This window comes from Mycobacterium sp., assembly GCF_047975165.1.
GTDB lineage: Bacteria > Actinomycetota > Actinomycetes > Mycobacteriales > Mycobacteriaceae > Mycobacterium.
In genome coordinates this window covers 15,957-35,501 of the sequence record NZ_JBKECZ010000118.1, presented here as the reverse complement: position 1 = coordinate 35,501, position 19,545 = coordinate 15,957, and the positions used below count along the sequence as shown (strand labels likewise).

Annotated in this window: 19 protein-coding genes and 1 tRNA gene; 13 read left to right on the top strand and 7 right to left on the bottom strand. The window is 66.9% G+C overall.

Translation table 11 applies throughout. The features are described 5' to 3' along the window. Positions 1 to 18: 18 nt before the first annotated feature. On the bottom strand, positions 19 to 702 hold the full coding sequence (nth, locus tag ACK5M9_RS12080) for an endonuclease III (RefSeq protein WP_416893440.1): 684 nt from the start codon (positions 700 to 702) through the stop codon (positions 19 to 21). 161 nt (positions 703 to 863) lie between these two features. On the opposite strand from nth, the gene ACK5M9_RS12075 reads away from it, so the two are divergent. Beyond that, positions 864 to 1,265, top strand: a complete 402-nt coding sequence (locus ACK5M9_RS12075) for a hypothetical protein (RefSeq protein WP_416893406.1) — start codon at positions 864 to 866, stop codon at positions 1,263 to 1,265. 105 nt (positions 1,266 to 1,370) lie between these two features. Continuing rightward, positions 1,371 to 2,045, top strand: a complete 675-nt coding sequence (gene crp / locus ACK5M9_RS12070) for a cAMP-activated global transcriptional regulator CRP (RefSeq protein ID WP_416893405.1) — start codon at positions 1,371 to 1,373, stop codon at positions 2,043 to 2,045. Between the two features lie 66 nt (positions 2,046 to 2,111). On the opposite strand, the gene ACK5M9_RS12065 is transcribed toward crp, so the two are convergent. The 3 genes from ACK5M9_RS12065 to ACK5M9_RS12055 are packed head-to-tail and all read right to left on the bottom strand — an operon-like array spanning position 2,112 to position 3,519. Further along, positions 2,112 to 2,900 carry an MBL fold metallo-hydrolase gene (locus ACK5M9_RS12065; protein WP_416893404.1) on the bottom strand — a complete coding sequence of 263 codons (789 nt, stop codon included), beginning with the start codon at positions 2,898 to 2,900 and terminating at the stop codon, positions 2,112 to 2,114. A 5-nt stretch (positions 2,901 to 2,905) separates the two neighbouring features. Then, complete coding sequence (locus ACK5M9_RS12060; RefSeq protein WP_416893403.1) at positions 2,906 to 3,361, bottom strand: RidA family protein; 456 nt, start codon at positions 3,359 to 3,361, stop codon at positions 2,906 to 2,908. Further along, entirely contained in the window at positions 3,358 to 3,519 is a 162-nt protein-coding gene (locus ACK5M9_RS12055; protein ID WP_416893402.1) for a hypothetical protein, read from the bottom strand. The genes ACK5M9_RS12060 and ACK5M9_RS12055 overlap by 4 nt, the downstream gene beginning before the upstream one ends. Positions 3,520 to 3,596: 77 nt before the next feature. On the opposite strand from ACK5M9_RS12055, the gene ACK5M9_RS12050 reads away from it, so the two are divergent. Then, positions 3,597 to 4,622, top strand: coding sequence for an ArsA-related P-loop ATPase (locus ACK5M9_RS12050; protein WP_416893401.1), 1,026 nt, complete (start codon positions 3,597 to 3,599; stop codon positions 4,620 to 4,622). Further along, complete coding sequence (locus ACK5M9_RS12045) at positions 4,619 to 5,758, top strand: ArsA family ATPase (protein ID WP_416893400.1); 1,140 nt, start codon at positions 4,619 to 4,621, stop codon at positions 5,756 to 5,758. Before ACK5M9_RS12050 ends, ACK5M9_RS12045 begins: the two co-directional genes overlap by 4 nt. Positions 5,759 to 6,035: 277 nt before the next feature. Here ACK5M9_RS12045 and ACK5M9_RS12040 read toward each other — a convergent pair whose 3' ends face one another. Continuing rightward, a complete protein-coding gene (locus tag ACK5M9_RS12040; protein ID WP_416893399.1) occupies positions 6,036 to 6,386 on the bottom strand; it encodes a WhiB family transcriptional regulator in 351 nt (116 codons plus the stop codon). Between the two features lie 388 nt (positions 6,387 to 6,774). On the opposite strand from ACK5M9_RS12040, the gene ponA2 reads away from it, so the two are divergent. From ponA2 to ACK5M9_RS12020, 4 genes are all read left to right on the top strand, one after another. Further along, the gene (gene ponA2 / locus ACK5M9_RS12035; RefSeq protein WP_416893398.1) at positions 6,775 to 9,255 is read left to right on the top strand and encodes a transglycosylase/D,D-transpeptidase PonA2; all 2,481 of its coding nucleotides are present in this window, start codon (positions 6,775 to 6,777) and stop codon (positions 9,253 to 9,255) included. Between the two features lie 80 nt (positions 9,256 to 9,335). Continuing rightward, entirely contained in the window at positions 9,336 to 10,340 is a 1,005-nt protein-coding gene (locus tag ACK5M9_RS12030) for a metallophosphoesterase (protein ID WP_416893397.1), read from the top strand. Beyond that, positions 10,337 to 11,443, top strand: coding sequence for a PLP-dependent cysteine synthase family protein (locus ACK5M9_RS12025; protein WP_416893396.1), 1,107 nt, complete (start codon positions 10,337 to 10,339; stop codon positions 11,441 to 11,443). Before ACK5M9_RS12030 ends, ACK5M9_RS12025 begins: the two co-directional genes overlap by 4 nt. 319 nt (positions 11,444 to 11,762) lie before the next feature. Then, positions 11,763 to 11,836 (top strand) — tRNA-Pro (locus ACK5M9_RS12020). Positions 11,837 to 11,965: 129 nt separating this feature from the next. Here the strand turns inward: ACK5M9_RS12020 and ACK5M9_RS12015 are convergent. Continuing rightward, complete coding sequence (locus tag ACK5M9_RS12015) at positions 11,966 to 12,334, bottom strand: STAS domain-containing protein (RefSeq protein ID WP_416893395.1); 369 nt, start codon at positions 12,332 to 12,334, stop codon at positions 11,966 to 11,968. 349 nt (positions 12,335 to 12,683) lie between these two features. Between ACK5M9_RS12015 and ACK5M9_RS12010 the strand changes: the two genes are divergently transcribed. Continuing rightward, positions 12,684 to 14,933: a SpoIIE family protein phosphatase gene (locus ACK5M9_RS12010; protein ID WP_416893394.1), complete on the top strand. Its 2,250-nt coding sequence runs from the start codon at positions 12,684 to 12,686 to the stop codon at positions 14,931 to 14,933. Between the two features lie 24 nt (positions 14,934 to 14,957). Here ACK5M9_RS12010 and ACK5M9_RS12005 read toward each other — a convergent pair whose 3' ends face one another. Beyond that, positions 14,958 to 15,422, bottom strand: coding sequence for a GatB/YqeY domain-containing protein (locus ACK5M9_RS12005; protein ID WP_416893439.1), 465 nt, complete (start codon positions 15,420 to 15,422; stop codon positions 14,958 to 14,960). A gap of 129 nt (positions 15,423 to 15,551) precedes the next feature. Between ACK5M9_RS12005 and ACK5M9_RS12000 the strand changes: the two genes are divergently transcribed. Genes ACK5M9_RS12000 through ACK5M9_RS11985 form a run of 4 tightly spaced genes read left to right on the top strand, consistent with a single transcriptional unit; the run spans position 15,552 to position 19,500 of the window. Then, positions 15,552 to 16,700, top strand: a complete 1,149-nt coding sequence (locus ACK5M9_RS12000) for a hypothetical protein (protein ID WP_416893438.1) — start codon at positions 15,552 to 15,554, stop codon at positions 16,698 to 16,700. A 9-nt stretch (positions 16,701 to 16,709) separates the two neighbouring features. After that, entirely contained in the window at positions 16,710 to 17,354 is a 645-nt protein-coding gene (locus tag ACK5M9_RS11995; protein ID WP_416893393.1) for a DUF4129 domain-containing protein, read from the top strand. Continuing rightward, a complete protein-coding gene (locus tag ACK5M9_RS11990; RefSeq protein ID WP_416893392.1) occupies positions 17,336 to 18,523 on the top strand; it encodes a DUF4350 domain-containing protein in 1,188 nt (395 codons plus the stop codon). Before ACK5M9_RS11995 ends, ACK5M9_RS11990 begins: the two co-directional genes overlap by 19 nt. Next, positions 18,520 to 19,500, top strand: a complete 981-nt coding sequence (locus tag ACK5M9_RS11985) for an AAA family ATPase (RefSeq protein ID WP_416893391.1) — start codon at positions 18,520 to 18,522, stop codon at positions 19,498 to 19,500. The genes ACK5M9_RS11990 and ACK5M9_RS11985 overlap by 4 nt, the downstream gene beginning before the upstream one ends. Positions 19,501 to 19,545: the final 45 nt, after the last annotated feature.

The window sequence follows — 19,545 nt, the reverse complement described above, 5'->3', positions numbered from 1 at the left end:
TGGGGCACCCGGTGGCCGCTAATCCAGGCCGGCCAGGGCCAGCAGGTGCTCGGCCTCGGGCCCGGTCACCAACGGTGCGGCCACCTGCGGATCGGTGGGCCCCAGGCCGAACGACGGGCAGTCCTTGGCCAGGACGCACACACCGCAGGCCGGCTTGCGCGCGTGGCACACCCGACGGCCGTGGAAGATCACCCGGTGGCTGAGTAGGGTCCACTGCGCGCGTTCAACCAGGTCACCGACCGCGTGCTCCACCTTGACCGGGTCTTCTTCGGCGGTCCAGCGCCAGCGCCGCACCAATCGCCCGAAATGGGTGTCGACGGTGATGCCGGGGATACCGAACGCATTGCCCAAAATCACGTTCGCGGTTTTCCGGCCCACCCCCGGCAGGCTGACCAATTCCTCCATCGTCCGGGGCACTTCGCCGTCGAACCGCTCGACCAGAGCCCGCCCCAGCCCTATCAGCGAGGCCGCCTTGTTGCGGTAGAAGCCGGTGGGCCGCACGAGAGCCTCCAACTCCTCCCGATCCGCCTGCGCATAGTCCAGCGCAGAACGGTATTTCGTGAATAGCGCCGGCGTCGTCAGGTTGACCCTTTTGTCGGTGTTCTGGGCCGAAAGGATGGTTGCCGCCGCCAGCTCCAGCGGCGAGGTGAAGTCCAGTTCGCAGTAGACGTGCGGGAATGCCTGCGCCAGTGCGCGATTCATCCGGCGGGCGCGGCGGACCAGACCGGTGCGCGTCTCAGCCTCCCAGCGCTTGCCGACCCCGCTCGCGACCCCGCGCGGCACCGACTTCGTGCGCCGGGACGGCTCTCCCGCTGTCACCTACGACAGAGTACTGATTTCGTGATCTGTCTGAGACCTTGGCCGTGTTTACTCGGGTCGTGGTGTGGTTGCTGGTGGCCTGCTTCCCCGGCCTGCTCATGCTGGCCGCGCTCGGTCTCGGCCAACTGGAATATCTGCTGTCCGGCGGCTCCCCCACAACGACCAGCGCCGCCGGAAGATCTGAGCGGGCTGACGGGGCCGGCGTGCGCACGCTGGATCGCGCGCGCATACCGAAAGCGCTGGAGTATCCCCGTCGCCAGCAGGAGCGGGTATTCGGGCTGACCGTCGCCCCGTCCGCCGAGGACCCGGTCGGCCGGCACCGCGCCGAGACGTTCTTTGCCGCGGACGCCGTCGGACGCGTCGAAACCGGCCTGCCGACCCGCATCCACGGGCACTACCGGACGAACCGGCAATTCCCGGTCACTCGACACATCGATCGCGTTTAGCGTTGGCAGGCCGGTCCGATTGGCCTACCTTTAAATGAAATACGGTGTCGGCCGTCACAGGCCGGCCTGCTCAATATCACTTCGCTGAAAAGATGAAGAGGCAACGTGGACGAGATCCTGGCACGGGCAGGAATCTTTCAAGGGGTTGAACCCAGCGCAGTCGCTGCGTTGACCAGACAACTGCACCCGGTTGATTTCCCCCGCGGGCACACGGTATTCGCCGAAGGCGAGCCCGGGGATCGGCTCTACATCATCGTCGCCGGCAAAGTGAAGATCGGGCGTCACGCACCCGACGGCAGGGAGAACCTGCTGACCATCATGGGCCCGTCGGACATGTTCGGCGAGCTGTCGATCTTCGACCCCGGCCCGAGGACCTCCAGCGCGACGACCATCACCGAGGTGCGCGCGGTCTCGATGGACCGCGACGCGCTGCGGGCGTGGATCGCCGACCGCCCCGAAATCGCCGAGCAGTTGCTGCGAGTGCTTGCGCGACGGCTGCGCCGTACCAACAACAACCTGGCCGACCTGATCTTCACCGACGTGCCCGGCCGGGTGGCCAAACAGTTGCTGCAGCTCGCCCAGCGCTTCGGCACCCAGGAGGGTGGCGCGATGCGGGTCACCCACGATCTGACGCAGGAAGAGATCGCCCAACTGGTCGGCGCTTCCCGGGAGACGGTGAACAAGGCGCTGGCCGACTTCGCCCACCGCGGCTGGATCCGCCTGGAGGGCAAGACCGTGCTCATCTCCGACTCCGAGCGCCTAGCCCGCCGAGCGAGGTAGCGGTAAGCGCGAGCGGAGCGCGGACGCAGTCCGGGCGCAGCTCGGGCGCCACCCGCCCCCTTCTGCTCAGGACCGCAGGTAGTTCAGCTGCACCTGCACCGACCACTCGGCGGCATCCCACAGCTTCTCGTCGACGTCGGTGTAGACGTGCTCGACGACTTGACGTGCGCTCGCGTCGTCGCCGAGTTGCCGCAGCGCCGCACGCACCTGGTCCAGGCGATCGTGGCGGTGCGCGAGGTATTCCTGCGCGACCGCCGCAATGTCGGTGCGCTCGGGGCCGTGCCCGGGCAGCACCGTCCGCTGCCCCAGCCCGCGCAGCCGGTGCAGCGACTCCAGGTAGTCGGCGAGGTTACCGTCTTCGCGGTCCATCACGGTGGTGCCGCGGCCCAAAATCGTGTCGGCGGTCAGCACGGCGTCGTCGAGGACGAACGACAGCGAGTCGGCGGTGTGGCCGGGGGTGGACAGCACGGTGATGGCCAGCCCGGCGGCGTCGATGACTTCCCCGTCGGTCAGCTCACCGCTCATTCCGCGTAGGTATCCGCTGCCCGCCGAGCGGACCGGCGCCCCGGTCAGTTCGACCAGCTTGTCGATGCCCTGGGTGTGGTCGATGTGGCGATGGCTGATCAGCACCAGCGCGATCCGGCCCAACTCCGCTATCCGCTCGATGTGGCCGTCCTCGTCGGGGCCGGGATCGACGATCACGAGCTCGTCGCCACCCCGCTCGCGCAGCACCCAGGTATTGGTGCCGTCCAGCGTCATCAGCCCCGGGTTGTGAGCCAGCAGTACCGAGGCGGTCTCGGTGACCGCCCGCAGCCGACGATAGGCGGGATGCGTCGAACCCGACTCGGCCGCCATGGCCGCTACCCGACCTCCACGATCAGTTCCACTTCCACCGGCGCGTCCAAGGGAAGTTCGGCCACGCCGACCGCCGACCGCGCGTGCACGCCGCTGTCGCCGAACACCTCGGCCAGCAGTTCGGAAGCGCCGTTGACGACGGCCGGCTGGCCGTGGAACCCGGGCGCGGAGGCGACGAACCCGACAACCTTGACCACCTGGGTCACCGCGTCCAGGCCGACCAGTGCGTCCACCGCTGCCAATGCGTTCAGCGCGCAGACGCGGGCGAGCGCCTTCCCGGCCTCGGGAGTGACGCCGAGACCGACCTTGCCTGTTTCGGGCAGTGTGCCGTCGGTGAATGGCAACTGGCCGGCGGTGTAGACGAGGTTGCCGGTCCGCACCGCCGGGGTGTAGGCAGCCAGCGGCGCCGCCACCTGCGGAAGCTCGATACCGAGGTCCGCGAGCCGGGCTTTCGCGCTCATGTGGGCCGTTTCAGGTAGGCGACGTGCTGCTCTCCGGTGGGGCCGGGCAGCACCGCCACCAATTCCCAGCCGTCGCCGCCCCACTGGTCGAGAATCTGCTTGGTGGCGTGGGTCAGCAGCGGGATCGTCGCGTACTCCCAGGTCGAGGGTTGGGTCATGACCGCGAGCATATCGACACCCGCCGACGAGCCCCGCCCAGGCCCGCGGGCGCCCGTACCGGTCGGGCTAGCATGCGATGGTGGCAAACACGTCGAGCAGAGGCACTCCGATGGGATGGCCGTCGCGCCTGTCGAAGGCACGACTGCATTTCGTGACGGGCAAGGGCGGCACCGGAAAGTCGACCATCGCGGCCGCGCTGGCACTGGCGCTGGCCGCGGGCGGCCGAAAAGTGCTGCTCGTCGAAGTCGAAGGGCGCCAGGGCATCGCGCAACTCTTCGATGTCCCGCCGCTGCCCTACGACGAAGTCAAGATCGCGACCGCCGAACGCGGCGGCCAGGTCAACGCCTTGGCCATCGACATCGAGTCCGCTTTCCTGGAATACCTGGAAATGTTCTACAACCTGGGAATCGCCGGCCGGGCTATGCGCAGGATCGGCGCCGTCGATTTCGCGACGACGATCGCGCCGGGCCTACGTGATGTGATCCTCACCGGCAAGATCAAGGAATCGGTCATCCGGGTGACCAAGGGAACCAGATCCCATGTCTACGACGCCATTGTCGTCGACGCACCGCCGACGGGCCGCATCACCCGGTTCCTGGACGTCACTCGGGCCGTGTCCGAACTCGCCAAGGGCGGGCCGGTGCACTCTCAAGCCGACGGCGTGGTCCGGCTGCTGCACTCCGACCAGACCGCCATCCACCTGGTGACGCTGCTCGAAGCGCTACCCATCCAGGAAACCGCGGAAGCGATTCAGGAGCTGATCGACATGCAATTGCCGATCGGCAGCGTGATCGTCAACCGCACGATGCCGGTCTACCTCGATCCGGACACCCTGGACTCGGCCGCCGGGGGCTCGGTCGACGCGGACGCGGTGCGTTCGGGATTGGCGAAGGTGGGAATCGAACTAGACGACGCCGACTTCGCGGGTCTGCTCACCGAAACTGTCGAGCACGCCAGCCGGATCAGCGCCCGGGCCGAAACCGCAGAACAGCTCGACGACCTCGAAGTCCCGCGACTGGAACTGCCGACCATCTCCGACGGTGTGGACCTGGGCAGTCTCTACGAACTTTCCGAAGCGCTCGCCCAGCAGGGGGTCCGATGAACACCGCGCCGTCCCACAAGCCGGAACCACTTGACATGGCTGCCATTCTGGCTGACACCTCGAACCGTGTGGTGGTGTGTTGCGGCGCGGGCGGCGTCGGCAAGACCACCACCGCCGCAGCGATCGCGCTGCGCGCCGCCGAATACGGCCGCACCGTTGTGGTTTTGACGATCGACCCGGCAAAGCGGCTGGCACAGGCACTGGGGGTCGACGACCTCGGCAACACCCCGCAGCGGGTGCCGTTGGGGCCGGAGGTTCCCGGTGAGCTGCACGCGATGATGCTGGATATGCGCCGCACCTTCGATGAGATGGTGGAGCAGTATTCCGGAGCCGCACAGGCACAGTCGATTCTGGACAACCAGTTCTATCAGACCGTCGCCACGTCGCTTGCGGGCACGCAAGAGTACATGGCCATGGAGAAGCTCGGACAACTGCTGGCGCAAGACCGTTGGGATCTGGTCATCGTCGATACCCCGCCGTCGCGCAATGCGCTGGACTTCCTGGACGCGCCCAAGCGCCTGGGCAGCTTCATGGACAGCCGTCTGTGGCGAATGCTGCTGGCGCCGGGGCGGGGAGTTGGCCGGCTGGTTACCAGTGTGATGGGCCTGGCGATGAAGGGGATGTCGACGATTCTCGGCTCGCAGATGCTTTCCGACGCAGCGGGATTCGTCCAATCGCTGGATGCGACATTCGGCGGGTTCCGGGAGAAGGCCGACCGCACCTACTCCCTGCTGAAGCGGCGTGGCACACAATTCGTGGTGGTCTCTGCCGCCGAACCGGACGCGTTGCGTGAGGCGTCCTTCTTCGTCGACCGGCTGTCCCAGGAGGGGATGCCGCTGGCCGGCCTCGTCTTGAACCGGACTCACCCGCCGCTGTGTTCGTTGCACATCGAGCGTGCCGTCGACGCCGCTGAAAAGCTCGGGGCCGACTCGGGCGCGGACGCGTCGTTGACGCGGGCACTGCTGCAGATCCACGCCGAGCGCGCGCAAATGGCCAAGCGGGAGATCCGGCTGCTGTCCCGGTTCACCGGCGCCAACCCGCACGTACCGGTCATCGGGGTGCCGTCGCTGCCGTTCGATGTCTCGGACCTGGACGCACTGCGCGCCCTGGCCGATCAGATCACGTCGACCGCCTGACGGATCTACACCGGGCTAGGCGAGAACGTCCCGCAGCCGCTGAGCGAGGCTGAAGTAGCCGGGAGTGTACGAGCCGGTGTTGACGTATCCGGATACATTGCCGCTGAAGAGGGGGCACGGGGTCATCGGCGTCGTTCACGAGCGTAACGGGGCTGCGATTTTGCGCTCCGAATTTCGCTGTGACGTTACGCTCGCGAGCACAGCGGTGCCCGCCGCGCCGCCGAACAGGCCGCCGACTAAAGCTGTGTCGAGCGCCCGGTCCAAGGGCAAGTGTGGGTCAGCTGATGTTGCGCCGCTTGCGTCGGTCGAGGAAGTCCGACCAGGAGACCACCTCGGGGTTCTCCTTGAGCAGGGCACGACGCTGACGCTCGGTCATTCCACCCCAGACACCGAACTCAACCTTGTTGTCCAAGGCGTCGGCTGCGCATTCCTGCATCACCGGGCAGTGCCGGCAGATAACTGCGGCCTTGCGCTGTGCGGCACCGCGCACGAAAAGGTCATCGGGGTCGGTTGTGCGGCAGAGCGCCTGCGACACCCATGCGATGCGGTCCTCCGCGTCTACGCTGCGCAGAAGGTTGCCGGTCGACGTAAGGCCTGTCTTACGACCGCTTGGATTCACATCCGACACGAGATCGACTCCTTCCTTACCCTTCGGGCCATGCGCTATGGGCACTATGGCCGATACCGTTCGCGGTCACCATGCTGGGAAAACACGCACGCGTCGTGCATACCCCCGCATATGAAACCTCGTTAACTCTACAAGATAGGTGGCCGACGGGCCTTTTCGCAACATTTCCATAACGGATTTTTGCGGCCAAGCCCCACCAGCCGCGACCGGCAGCCTCGGGAAAGGACTCGAACGAGTCCCGTATCACGACTCTGACCAGTAACGTCGGTCGAAACACTACTGCATCTGGCGGCTGAAGCACCTGTCCGACACCTGTTGATTCGCTGAAAAAATTTTTCCGGCCCGAGCGCCGGCGGCTGAGCTGTGGCGGACCGCTACTGTGATACGCATGCCGGTACACCCCACGGTGGGACAGACGCTGCTGAAGCTCGGCGGCTATTGCCTACTCGCCGGCGTCCTCGCCGCCGCGTTGATGTTCCCGGTCGCGGGCGGTATCGGGTTGATGTCCAACCGGGCCTCGGAAATCGTCGCCAACGGTTCGGCGCAGCTTCTCGAGGGCCAGGTTCCGGCCGTGTCGACGGTGGTCGACGCGAAAGGCAACGTCATCGCGTGGTTGTATTCGCAGCGTCGGTTCGAAGTGCCCTCCGACAAAATCGCCGACACGATGAAGCTGGCGATCGTGTCGATCGAAGACAAGCGGTTCGCCGATCACAATGGCGTGGATTGGAAAGGCACCCTGACGGGGCTGGCCGGGTACGCCTCCGGCGATCTCGACACCCGCGGCGGCTCGACGATCGAACAGCAGTACATCAAGAATTTCCAACTGCTGGTATCGGCCAAGACCGATGAGGAGAAGCGCGCAGCCGTCGAGCCGACCCCCGCGCGTAAATTGCGCGAGATCCGCATGGCGCTCACGCTGGACAAGTCCTTCAGCAAGCCGGAGATCCTGACCCGCTACCTGAACCTGGTCTCGTTCGGGAACAACTCTTTCGGCGTGCAGGATGCCGCGCAGACCTACTTCGGCGTAAACGCCATCGACCTGAACTGGCAACAGGCCGCGCTGCTTGCCGGCATGGTGCAGTCGACGAGCGCCCTCAACCCGTACACCAATCCCAAGGGTGCGCTGGCCCGGCGAAATCTCGTCCTGGACACCATGATCGAAAACCTCCCCGGACAAGCCGAAGCGCTGCAAGCGGCCAAGACCAAGCCGCTGGGCATCCTGCCGCAACCCAACGAACTGCCCCGCGGGTGCATCGCCGCGGGCGACCGCGCGTTTTTCTGCGACTACGTCCAGGAGTACCTGGCACGCGCGGGCCTGCGTAAGGAAGAAGTGGCCACGGGCGGCTACCAGATCCTCACCACGTTGGATCCCGACGTACAGAATCCGGTCAAGGCGGCCGTCGATCAGTTCGCGTCCCCGACCCTGACCGGAATCTCCAGCGTGATGAGCGTGATCCTGCCGGGGCAGACGTCGCACAAAGTCGTGGCGATGGCCAGCAACCGTACCTACGGGCTGGACCTGGCAGCCGGCCAAACCATGCGCCCACAACCGTTCTCCCTGGTGGGCGACGGCGCCGGCTCGATCTTCAAGATCTTCACCACGGCTGCCGCACTGGAAATGGGGATGGGCATCAACGCCCAGCTCACCGTGCCGCCCCGCTTCGAGGCGAAGGGTCTGGGCAGCGGCGGCGCCAAGGGATGCCCCAAGGACACCTGGTGTGTGGTCAATGCCGGCGGCTATGTCGGTTCGATGAACGTGACCGACGCGCTCGCCACGTCGCCCAACACCGCATTCGCCAAGCTGATCTCGCAGATCGGGGTATCCCGCGCGGTCGATATGGCGGTCAAGCTCGGCCTCCGGTCCTACGCCACTCCCGGCACCGCACGCGACTACAACCCCGAAAGCAACGAGAGTCTCGCCGACTTCGTCAAACGGCAGAACCTCGGCTCGTTCACCCTGGGACCCATCAAGATCAACGCATTGGAATTGTCGAACGTCGCAGCCACCCTGGCGTCGGGAGGCGTGTGGTGCCCGCCGAACCCCATCGACAAGCTGATCGACCGCAACGGCAACGAGGTCGCGGTCACCACCGCGACCTGCGAGCAGGTGGTCCCACAGGGCTTGGCCGATACCCTGGCCAACGCCATGAGCAAGGACGCGGTGGGCATGGGGACCGCGGCCGGTTCGGCTGGGGGGGCGGGCTGGTTTCTGCCCATGTCCGGCAAGACCGGCACCACCGAAACTCACCGGTCCTCGGGCTTCGTGGGATTCACCAACCGCTACGCGGCGGCCAACTACATCTACGACGACTCGCCGACCCCCATGGACCTGTGCTCCTGGCCGCTCCGCCGCTGCGGCAACGGCAACCTGTACGGCGGCAGCGAACCCGCGCGCACCTGGTTCACCGCGTTCATGCCGATCGCCGATCATTTCGGCGAGGTGCACCTACCGCCCACCGACCCCCGCTACGTCGATGGCTCACCGGCTGGAGCGGTGCCCAACATAGCGGGCCTCAACGTCGAACAGGCACGGCAGCGTCTGCGGGAGGCGGGTTTCGAGGTCGCCGAACAACCCAGCCCCATCAACAGCATTGCCCGATTCGGCGAGGTGGTCGGGTCCTCACCCACCGGCCAAACGATCCCGGGCTCGATCATCACCATCCTCACCAGCAACGGCATTGCGCCGCCGCCACCGCCACCACCACCACCACCGCAATGGAACCCTCCTCCGCAACAGTGGGGTACGCCGCCACCGGAGGAGGGTCCGCCGCCACCGCCGCCGCCCCCCGAGGTGGTTGGGTCGCAGGTCATCGAGATTCCCGGCCTACCACCCATCACCATTCCACTGCTGGAACAACCACCGCCGTAACTCCCGAGCCGCGGTGGGCGCTCAAGGTCGGGCGCTCAAGGGTAGGCGAATGCCGGGCCCGCCGGCAGTAGGCTGCATGCATGGCTGTCACAGGTTTTGGTGCCCTTTCCGGGACCGGTCCGCCTCACCGCGGAGTTGCCGCCACCCTGCTGCGCGCCGGTTCGCTGGCCGTCGCATCCGGTGTTGCGGCCATCGGCTACGCATCGCTGGTCGAGCGCAATGCGTTCGTGTTGCGTGAGGTGACGATCCCGCTGCTGAGTCCGGGTTCGACGCCGCTGCGGGTGCTGCACATCAGCGATCTGCACATGACGCCCCACCAGCAGCGCAAACAGGCCTGGCTGCGCGAGCTGGCCGGCTGGGATCCCGACCTGGTGGTCAATACCGGCGACAACCTGGCTCACCCCAAGGCGGTGCCGGCGGTCGTACAGGCGCTCGGCGACCTGCTGTCCCGGCCGGGGGTCTTCGTCTTCGGCAGCAACGATTACTTCGGTCCGCGGGTGAAAAACCCCGCGAACTATCTGACCAACTCGCATCATCGGGTCCAGGGCGAGCCACTGCCCTGGCAGGATCTGCGGGCGGCGTTCACCGAACGGGGTTGGCTCGACCTCACCCACATCCGGCGCGAGTTCGAAGTGGCCGGATTGCATGTCGCGGCCGCGGGCGTCGACGACCCGCACATCGACCGGGACCGCTACGACACGATCGCCGGGCCGGTCAGCCCCGCAGCCGACCTCAAGCTCGGGCTGGTGCACTCGCCGGAACCCCGGGTGCTCGACCGTTTCGCCGCCGACGGCTACCGGTTGGTGATGGCCGGCCACACCCACGGCGGCCAGCTGTGCCTGCCGTTCTACGGCGCGATCGTGACCAACTGCGGCCTGGACCGCTCACGGGCCAAAGGGCCCTCCCAGTGGGGTGCGAACACCGCCCTGCACGTGTCCGCGGGCCTCGGCACCTCACCCTTCGCCCCGGTACGGTTCTGCTGCCGCCCGGAGGCGACCCTGCTGACGCTGATCGCAAACCCGACCGGTAGCCGGGACGAAGCCGGCGACCTTGTGCACTCCGAGCCCGCCGCGTCGGTCCGTTGACCGGTCAGGCTCGGATCGCGGTCCGCGGCGGCTCCCGCGGCTGGGCCGACAATGCGATCAGGTTGATCGAGGCCGATGCCCGACGCAGCGCCGACACCCATCTGCTGCGCTACCCGCTGCCGGCCGCGTGGGCAGACGAGGCCGGCGTCGAGCTGTACCTCAAGGACGAGACGACGCACATCACCGGCAGCCTCAAGCACCGGTTGGCGCGCTCGCTGTTCCTGTACGGACTGTGCAACGGCTGGATCGACGAGGGCACCACCGTGGTCGAGGCATCCTCGGGTTCGACGGCGGTATCGGAGGCCTACTTCGCCGCACTGCTGGGGTTACCGTTCGTCGCCGTCATGCCGGCGACAACCAGTGCGGCAAAGATCGCGCTGATCGAATCCCAAGGTGGTCGCTGCCATTTCGTCGAACGGTCAAGCGAGGTCTACTCCGAGGCCGCGCGAATCGCCGAAGAGGCCGGCGGTCACTATCTCGACCAGTTCACCAACGCCGAGCGGGCCACCGATTGGCGGGGCAACAACAACATCGCGGAATCGATCTATCTGCAGATGCGCGAGGAAGCACACCCAATTCCGGCCTGGATCGTGGTCGGCGCCGGCACCGGTGGCACCTGCGCGACGATCGGACGCTACATCCGCTACCGGCGGCACGCGACGCAGTTGTGCGTCGTGGACCCGGAAAACTCGGCGTTCTTCCCCGCCTACGCCGAAGGCCGGCTCGACATCGTGACGGGCGCGTCGTCTCGGATCGAGGGCATCGGCCGGCCGCGGGTGGAGCCTTCGTTCCTGCCGACGGTGGTGGACCGGATGGTCTCGGTGCCCGACGCGGCGTCGATCGCCGCTGCCCGCCACGTCAGTGCCGTCCTGGGCCGCCGGGTGGGGCCGTCGACGGGCACCAACATCTGGGGGGCATTCGGCCTGATCGCAGACATGGTTGTCGCGGGGCGCAGCGGTTCGGTGGTCACCCTGCTCGCCGACAGCGGCGACCGCTACACCGACACGTACTTCGATGACGAGTGGATCACCGCCCAAGGCCTCGACCCCGGCGACGCGGCGCGGTCGCTCGCCGTGTTCGAGCGTTCGGGTAGCTGGGACTAGCTCGGCCCGCACCCCGAGCGTGACTGCACAGTCGCAGCCATCGCCGAGCGTGACTGCACAGTCGCAGCCGTCGCCGAGCTCGGCCCGCACCCCGAGCGTGACTCCACGGTCGCGGCCATCGCCGAGCGTGACTGCACAGTCACAGCCGTCGCCGAGCTCGGCCCGCACCCCGAGCGTGACTCCACGGTCGCGGCCATCGCCGAGCGTGACTCCACAGTCGCGGCCATCGCCGAGCGTGACTGCACGGTCACGCTGGGCGACGAACGTCACGTGTTTGGTGGCCTGGAGCGCCCGTGCGATAGGCTGTCGTGGCTTCAAGCGGGGTGTGGCGCAGCTTGGTAGCGCGCTTCGTTCGGGACGAAGAGGCCGTGGGTTCGAATCCCGCCACCCCGACTCGTGTTTTCGCAGGTGAAAGGCCGTCATCGCGTCGGCCCCGGGGCCGTCCGGCAGATCCGGCGCCCGCCGACCGGGTGCCTCGCCGGTCCGGCGGCACCACCGGACGCGGTGCTCCCGGCGACTCCCCTAGCTGTCCGATCCAGGGTCCCGGACGCCGGCCAGGGCCTCGTCGAGGGTCGGATACAACGGAAACGTCCGGTCCAGGCCGGTCAGATGAATCGGCCGTTGGGTCACCGGGCCGTCCGCGACCACGCCGAACGCCGCCGATTCACCAAGTCTCTCGTGGGTTTCCGCCAGGATCTTCAGCCCGACCGAACCCAGGAAATCCACTCCGGAAAGGTCGATGATCAGTGCCGATGGTTCATTCGCCAGCACGGCGCCGATCGCGTCGTCCATAGCCGGAGCGGTCACCAAGTCGATTTCACCGCCGACGCGGAGCACGGTTGCGCCCTGGTGATCTGCGACCGCGACGGTGATCGAATCAGGAGCTGGCAATGGAGGTCCTTTGTCCGAGCCTTGGGCGTGACGTCAGCCTAGCCTGCCGGACAAACCAGGGTGACCAGCCGCCGACACCCGGCACCGATCCGTGCCCCCTAACGTCGGGCCGTAGAATCTGCGCCACCGTTCAATTGGTGCGCAATTGGTGCGCAATCGGTGAGGCCTTGGAGGCACCGGTGTCCGATTCGCCGTCACGTTTCTGCTGCACGCGCGACGCCGCGCGAGTCCCCGGCAAGGACTCACCGGCGACACGGCACCGCCGGCGTGACCGGCCCGGACACGAACACAACCAGCCGGGACCGAACGCAGGTGCACCGAACGGCGGTCGGTATCCGGGCGCATCGCCATGAACCGCACCGACGACCACCCCGCCGAATTCCAGCCCGAATTTCATGCCGAATACCGTTGTGCCCTAGTCCAATACCTTGACACCGGAGGCGAGGACACACTGGGCGCCGCGCGCGAACTCGGACGCAAGGCGCTCCGGCAAAGGATCAGCTTCCTCGACATCATCGAAAACACCTTCGACGTCCTCGACGAACTCTTGGAAATCGGCCCCGTCAACCGGGCGGCGGCACTGGAATTCGTCCTACAGACGCTCGCCGCGCTGGACGAGGTGACGCACGGATACCTCGACGGAGCAAGGCGTTTCGCCGCGGAGCGGTCCCGAGCCGAGGAGCTGGCGTCCCGGGACAGATTCTGGACGGCGCTGGTGAATTCACTGCAGGAAGGGTTCTTCGTCGCCGATCGGACCGGTGCTGTCGTCGAGATCAACAACGCCTTCGCCGAGATCCTCGGTTTCGGCGCGGACGGCCTGCCCTACAAATGGCCGCACCCGTGGATCGTCGACGCCGAGGACGCCTACCAGCAACAGTGGCGCGTGCGCAACGAAGGCAGCGCCCAGTACGAGATCCCGATCCGCCGATCCGATGGTCACCGCGCCTGGGTTGCGATCAGTATCAACAGTGTTCGTGGACCCGACGACAACAACGACAGGTACGTCGGCACGGTGCGCGACGTCACCGCCGACCGGGCCTTCGCCGCCCGGGAAAGCGCGGTCCTGCGGTTGGCCACGTCGGTCGCAGTGGCCAAGAGCGTGACCGAAGTGTTGGCGGTCATGCTCGACGAATGCCGGACGGCCGTCGACGTGCAACGGGTAGTCGCGGTGATGTGGCCGCCGGACGATAGCGACCCGACGGTACAGGTGGCCGGCGATCCGGTCGAATCAAACTGGCGCACAATGGATCTGCAATTGCAACAGATATTCCTGGACGCTCGCGACCAGCTACCACTGACAGCCAAGCTCATCCTCGACGATGCCTCGGCGAAGGGGCGGGGGCTGTCGGCAATGCTGTCCGGCGCCGGGGACGTGGCACTGTGGCTTGAGCTGGCAACACCGCGCTGGGTGAGTGCCGAGGACCGATTGCTGGTCACCGTGCTCATCGGACACCTGAGTCTGGCAATTCAGCATGTTCGTCAGTTCGAGACCGTCCGTGAAACGTCGTTGACCCTGCAGCGGGCCATGCTTCCACCGATCGCTCCGCCCCCGGGATTCGCCGTACGCTACGAACCCGCGGTCGAACCCCTGGAAATCGGTGGCGACTGGTACGACGTGCTGCCCCTCGACGACCGTCGCATCGGGATAGTCGTCGGCGACTGTGTGGGGCGCGGATTACCTGCGGCCGCGATCATGGGCCAGCTGCGCAGTTCCTCGCGGGCGCTACTGCTCACCGGCGCCAGACCCGCGGTGCTACTCGAACAGCTCGACTCGGCCGCATCGTTGATCCCGGACGCGTACTGCACCACCGTGTTCCTGGCGATTCTGGACACCACATCGGGGGTGCTGGAATACAGCAACGCCGGACACATGCCCGCCGTCCTTGTCAACAAGATCTCGGGTTCGGACTCGGTGACATCACTGCTGACCGGCGCCAGGTCGGTGCCACTGGCGGTACGCCGCAACGAGACTCGCCCGCAAGCCTCCGAGGTACTGCTACCCGGATCGACCCTGATGTTGTTCACCGACGGTCTCGTCGAACGCCGCAACGAGTCGATCGACGAGGGCCTCGCGCGGGTCGCCGATGTCCTCACGGAGTCGGCACCCCTACCCATAGGCGCCGTGGCCGACACCGTACTCGACCGGCTCGCACCGCAATCCGGTTACGACGACGACGTCGCAATGGTGCTCTATCGGCACCTGTTGCCGCCGCTGCACATCGATGCCCCGGCGGAACCGGGACAACTGGCAGCCATCCGGCGCCGAGTGTCGATGTGGCTGCGGGACGCCGGTATCCCGGCGACACTGGTGCACGACGTCCTGCTGGTGGTATCCGAGGCATGCAGCAACTGCATCGAACACGCCTATGCCGAACGGGAAGCCGGGCGGATGCGGATCGACCTGGACTCCGAGGACTATCGAGTCCACGCGCGGATTGCCGATTCGGGTTCCTGGAAGATCCCGGCGGCTGATCCCGGCAACAGCGGTCGGGGTCTGGTGCTGATGAAGGCGGTCAGTACGTCGATGGAACTCGACACGCAGCTCGACGGGACGACCGTCGATGTCGTCTTCGAACCTGCCCCCGCCCAGCTGCAATGACAAGGGCGTCCGGGTCGGTCCAGATCAGAGTCGGTCTTTGACCGCCGCCGACAGTCGCGTCCCGTCGGCCTTGCCTTCGGCGATGCCGGAGGCAACCTTCATGACCATGCCCATCTGTTTCATGCCGGGTGCTTGCCCCAGGGTTTCGGCGACCTGGGCGATCGCGGTTTCCACGACGTCGACCACCTCGGCGTCGGTGAGCGGCGTCGGCAGGTACCCATCGATGAGGCGCGCCTCGGCGTGCTCATTGGCTGCCAGTTCACCGCGGCCGTTCTGGGTGTAGATCTCGGCAGCCTCGCCGCGCTTGCGGGATTCTCGCGCCAGGACCTTCAGCACCTCGTCGTCGGACAGCTCCCGGGCCGACTTGCCCGAGACCTCCTCGGTTTGAATCGCGGCCAGCAACATGCGCAGCGTCGCGGTACGCAACTTGTCCTGCGCTTTCATCGCCTCGGTCAGGTCGGCCCGAAGCCGGGCTTTGAGTTCGGCCATGGCATAGACGCTACGCGCCGCCGGCTGCGCCCGATCCGGCACCGGGTCACGCAGTCGCATTGAGAAAACCCTCGCCCGCCGACAGGATGGAGCCATGGCCCCCGACAGCCGCTGCGCGCAGTGAGTGCGCTGCCGCCCGTGCCCCCGGGCGATCGCCGGCCCGCGGGCCCCGTGTACGGCCCGCCGCCGGGTTACCGTCCACCACCGGGCTACGGGCCGCCGCCGGGTTACCGTCCACCGCAGGGTTACGGCCCGCCGCCGGGTTACGCCGCGCCGTACAGCGCACCGTTCGGCGCACCGCCGCCTCCCGGGGTAGCCAGGCCCGGCATCATCCCACTGCGGCCGCTGACCCTCACCGACATCTTCAACGGCGCGGTCGGCTACATCCGCGCCAACCCGAAGGCGACCCTCGGACTGACCACCATGGTCGAGGTCGTCATACTTCTCCTCTCGCTGCTCGCGGCAATCGGCCCACTGGCCGCGGTCAGTCGGATCGAATCCGGCGATTTGGAGCCAAGCCTGGCGGCCGTGAGCACCTCGATCGCATCGCTGGGTAGCGCAGCGCTGGTCAACTGGCTGGGCAGCGTCGTGCTCAGCGGAATGCTCACCGTCGTCGTCGGCCGCGCGGTGTTCGCCGCGCCGATCACCATCGGTGAAGCGTGGGGGAAAGTACGCGGACGGCTGCCCGCGCTGATCGGCCTGGCGCTACTTGAACTCACCGGGTTCGTCGTGGTCGCCGGACTGGTGGTGGTGATCCTGGTCGGGGTGCGAACGGCCGCGAATACCGTGGCCGTGGTGCTGATTGGGTTCCCACTGCTGCTGGTCGCAGCGGCGGGGCTGGCCTACGCCTACACCGTGCTGCTGTTTGCGCCGATCTTGATCGTGCTGGAGAGACTGCCGGTGCTCGATGCCATCGAACGATCCTTCGCCCTGGTGCGCCACAGCTTCTGGCGTGTCTTCGGGATCAACCTGCTTGCGGCGGTGGTCGTCGCCGTAGTCGGCGGCGCAATCTCGGCGCCGTTCAACATCGCCGGCCAGATCATGCTGATGGCGACATCCTCGACCGCGGTGCTACTGGCCGGCAGTGCAGTGTCTTCCATTGGGGCCGCCATCAGCCAGATCATCACCACCCCGTTTCTCGCCGGGGTGGTCGTGTTGCTCTACACCGACCGCCGGATGCGTTCGGAGGCCTTCGATCTGACCCTGCAAACCGGCGCCGCCCGAAGCGCCACCGCTGCCGAAGCCACCGACCACCTCTGGCTGACACGAGCGGTCTAGGGAATACCCGTGCCCTTCATCGACATCGACCGCGATACCGCCCACGACGCAGCCCAGCGCGAGTTGGCCAAACCGATCTATCCCAGGCAGGGCGTGCGGGACGGGATCGTCGACAAGCTCAACGAATTGCTGACCCAGCTGTTGCAGCAGATCTCGACAGTACCGGGCCAGTGGTTCACCATCACGGCGCTGCTCCTACTGGTTACGGCCGCGGTGGCGACGGCCCTTGGCATCGCACGACGCACCATACACACGCGCAACGGCCACGCTCTGTTCGACAACGGGCAGCTCACCGCGGCCCAGTATCGAATAGCTGCCGAACACTGTGCAGCAGAATGTAATTGGAATGCGGCAATCCGACACAGGCTACGCGCGGTGGCTCGTGGACTCGAGGAAGACCGGGTGTTGACTGCGGCACCGGGCCGCACCGCCATCGAATTAGCCAACGACGCCGGCGCAATATTTCCGCGCCTCAGACGTGAATTACACCGGGCAGCAGGTATTTTCAATGATGTTGCCTATGGCCAGCAACCCGGAACTCGGAGCTCCTACGAGATGATCGCGGGCCTTGATGCGCACCTGCGTTCGCATCCGGGTTCCACTTCGGTCCCAGCACGGCCGCCAACACCAGCCTCGTGGGTGCCGGTCCGGTGAGGACGGCATTCCCCGCACCCCGATCCGGTGCTGTGCGGCGGCGACGTCCGCTGCGGACAGTCTTTTTGGCGTTCGTCGCGATCGTCGCCATCACCTTCATCTCCACCTATTTCACGGCGCCGCGCCCCGGGGGCTTGCTGGATCCCGAGTCCACCGGCGCATCGGGGGCCCACGCACTGGTGTCGCTACTGCGGGACGCCGGCGTGGACGTTGTCGTCGCCAAAACCGTCGCCGACGCCGAACGCGCCGCACGCCCCGGCACGCTGCTGCTGGTGGCGCACACGCAGCGGCTCCCCGACAACAGCCTGCTCGACCGGCTGGCGCACACACCGGGTGACCTCCTGCTGGTGGATCCCACTGCCCGTGCGCGTAGAGCACTGACACCGGCGTTGCGCGCCGGGCCTGCGGAACAGTTCGATATCGAACCGAATTGCCCGCTACCTCAAGCTATCCGGGCCGGCACGGTGAAGTTCGGACCAAGTCACGCGTATCGGACCAAAGACGATGTGGACGCGGTCAGTTGCTACGGCGGGGCCTTGGTCCGCTATCACGACCCCGCCGATCCCGCCGACCCCGCCAATCCCACTGGGCGTTCCATCACCGTCGTGGGCAGCAACCACTTCATGACCAACGACGGCCTGCTCGATCAGGGCAACGCCGCGCTGGCGATGAACCTCGCGGGCGCCCGGGCCCGCCTCGTCTGGTTCGCCCCCCAGCGCATCGAGGGGCGCAACAGCGCGTCGGAATCGATTCTCGACCTGATTCCAGAAAACGTGACCTGGATCCTCTGGCAGCTGTGCCTGGTCGTCGCACTGGTGGCTGTGTGGAAGGCCCGACGGCTCGGTCCGCTGGTGGCCGAGGAGTTGCCCGTCGTCGTCCGCGCATCGGAAACCGTGGAGGGCAGGGGCCGCCTCTACCGGTCACGGCGGGCCCGCGACCGCGCCGCCGAGGCACTGCGCACCGCTACGCTGCAAAGATTGGCGCCGCGGCTCGGACTCGGCCCCGACACCGCACCCGCCACCGTCACGATGACGGTCGCCCAGCGCTGCGGGGCCCCCGCCGAGTTCATTCGGGACCAGCTCTACGGCCCGCCCCCCACCGACGACACCGAATTGCACCGACTCGCTCTGGCACTAGACGACATCGAAAGGCAGGTCGCCCGCTCGTGACAGCGTCCCCTTCCAGTAAGCCGGCCCCGCCCGCAGACGCAGCCCGTGACGCACTGCTGGGGTTGCGCGGCGAGATCGCCAAAGTAGTAGTAGGGCAGGACGGAGTGATCAGCGGCCTGGTGATCGCGCTACTGTGCCGCGGCCACGTGCTGCTGGAAGGTGTTCCCGGAGTGGCGAAGACGCTGATGGTCCGCGCACTGGCGGCCGCACTGCAGCTGGAATTCAAGCGGGTCCAGTTCACCCCGGACCTGATGCCCGGCGATGTCACCGGCTCGCTGGTCTATGACACCCACACCGCGAAGTTCGCCTTCCGCCGGGGGCCGGTGTTCACCAATCTGCTGCTTGCCGACGAGATCAACCGCACGCCGCCCAAGACCCAGGCCGCCCTACTGGAGGCAATGGAGGAACATCAGGTCAGCGTCGACGGTGAGCCGAAAGCACTGCCGGACCCCTTCATCGTCGCCGCCACCCAGAATCCGATCGAATACGAGGGCACCTACCAGCTTCCCGAAGCCCAACTGGACCGATTCCTGCTCAAGCTGAATGTGACTGTGCCGCACCGCGAAGCCGAAATCGCGATGCTGAGCCGTCACGCCCGCGGGTTCAATCCCCGCAACCTGTCAACCATCAAGGCGGCGGCCGGGCCGGCGGAGTTGGCGGCCGCTCGCGCGGCGGTGAGCCGGGTACTGATTGCCGACGAGGTCCTGGGCTACATCGTCGATCTGGTCGGCGCCACCCGTTCGTCGCCCGCGCTTCAGTTGGGTGTATCGCCGCGCGGCGCAACCGCCCTGTTGGCAACGGCGCGGTCCTGGGCCTGGTTGTCTGGACGCAACTACGTCACTCCCGACGACGTGAAGACGATGGCACGGCCGACATTGCGGCATCGGATCATGCTGCGGCCAGAGTCCGAACTCGAAGGCGTCACCCCCGACGGCGTTTTGGAGGCAATACTGTCCTCGGTCCCGGTGCCACGCTAGTGCGCCGGGAAATCGACGGTGCGGCGCAAAGCCAAGCGGTGAGGA

Bases quoted from the DNA above. Each gene is read 5' to 3' on its own strand.
- ACK5M9_RS12050 (WP_416893401.1), top strand. From the start codon at position 3,597: ATGGTGGCAAACACGTCGAGCAGAGGCACTCCGATGGGATGGCCGTCG.
- ACK5M9_RS12030 (WP_416893397.1), top strand. From the start codon at position 9,336: ATGGCTGTCACAGGTTTTGGTGCCCTTTCCGGGACCGGTCCGCCTCAC.
- nth (WP_416893440.1), bottom strand. From the start codon at position 702: ATGAATCGCGCACTGGCGCAGGCATTCCCGCACGTCTACTGCGAACTG.
- ponA2 (WP_416893398.1), top strand. From the start codon at position 6,775: ATGCCGGTACACCCCACGGTGGGACAGACGCTGCTGAAGCTCGGCGGC.
- ACK5M9_RS12055 (WP_416893402.1), bottom strand. From the start codon at position 3,519: ATGACCCAACCCTCGACCTGGGAGTACGCGACGATCCCGCTGCTGACC.
- ACK5M9_RS12045 (WP_416893400.1), top strand. From the start codon at position 4,619: ATGAACACCGCGCCGTCCCACAAGCCGGAACCACTTGACATGGCTGCC.
- ACK5M9_RS12065 (WP_416893404.1), bottom strand. From the start codon at position 2,900: ATGGCGGCCGAGTCGGGTTCGACGCATCCCGCCTATCGTCGGCTGCGG.
- ACK5M9_RS12060 (WP_416893403.1), bottom strand. From the start codon at position 3,361: ATGAGCGCGAAAGCCCGGCTCGCGGACCTCGGTATCGAGCTTCCGCAG.
- ACK5M9_RS12005 (WP_416893439.1), bottom strand. From the start codon at position 15,422: ATGGCCGAACTCAAAGCCCGGCTTCGGGCCGACCTGACCGAGGCGATG.
- ACK5M9_RS12010 (WP_416893394.1), top strand. From the start codon at position 12,684: ATGAACCGCACCGACGACCACCCCGCCGAATTCCAGCCCGAATTTCAT.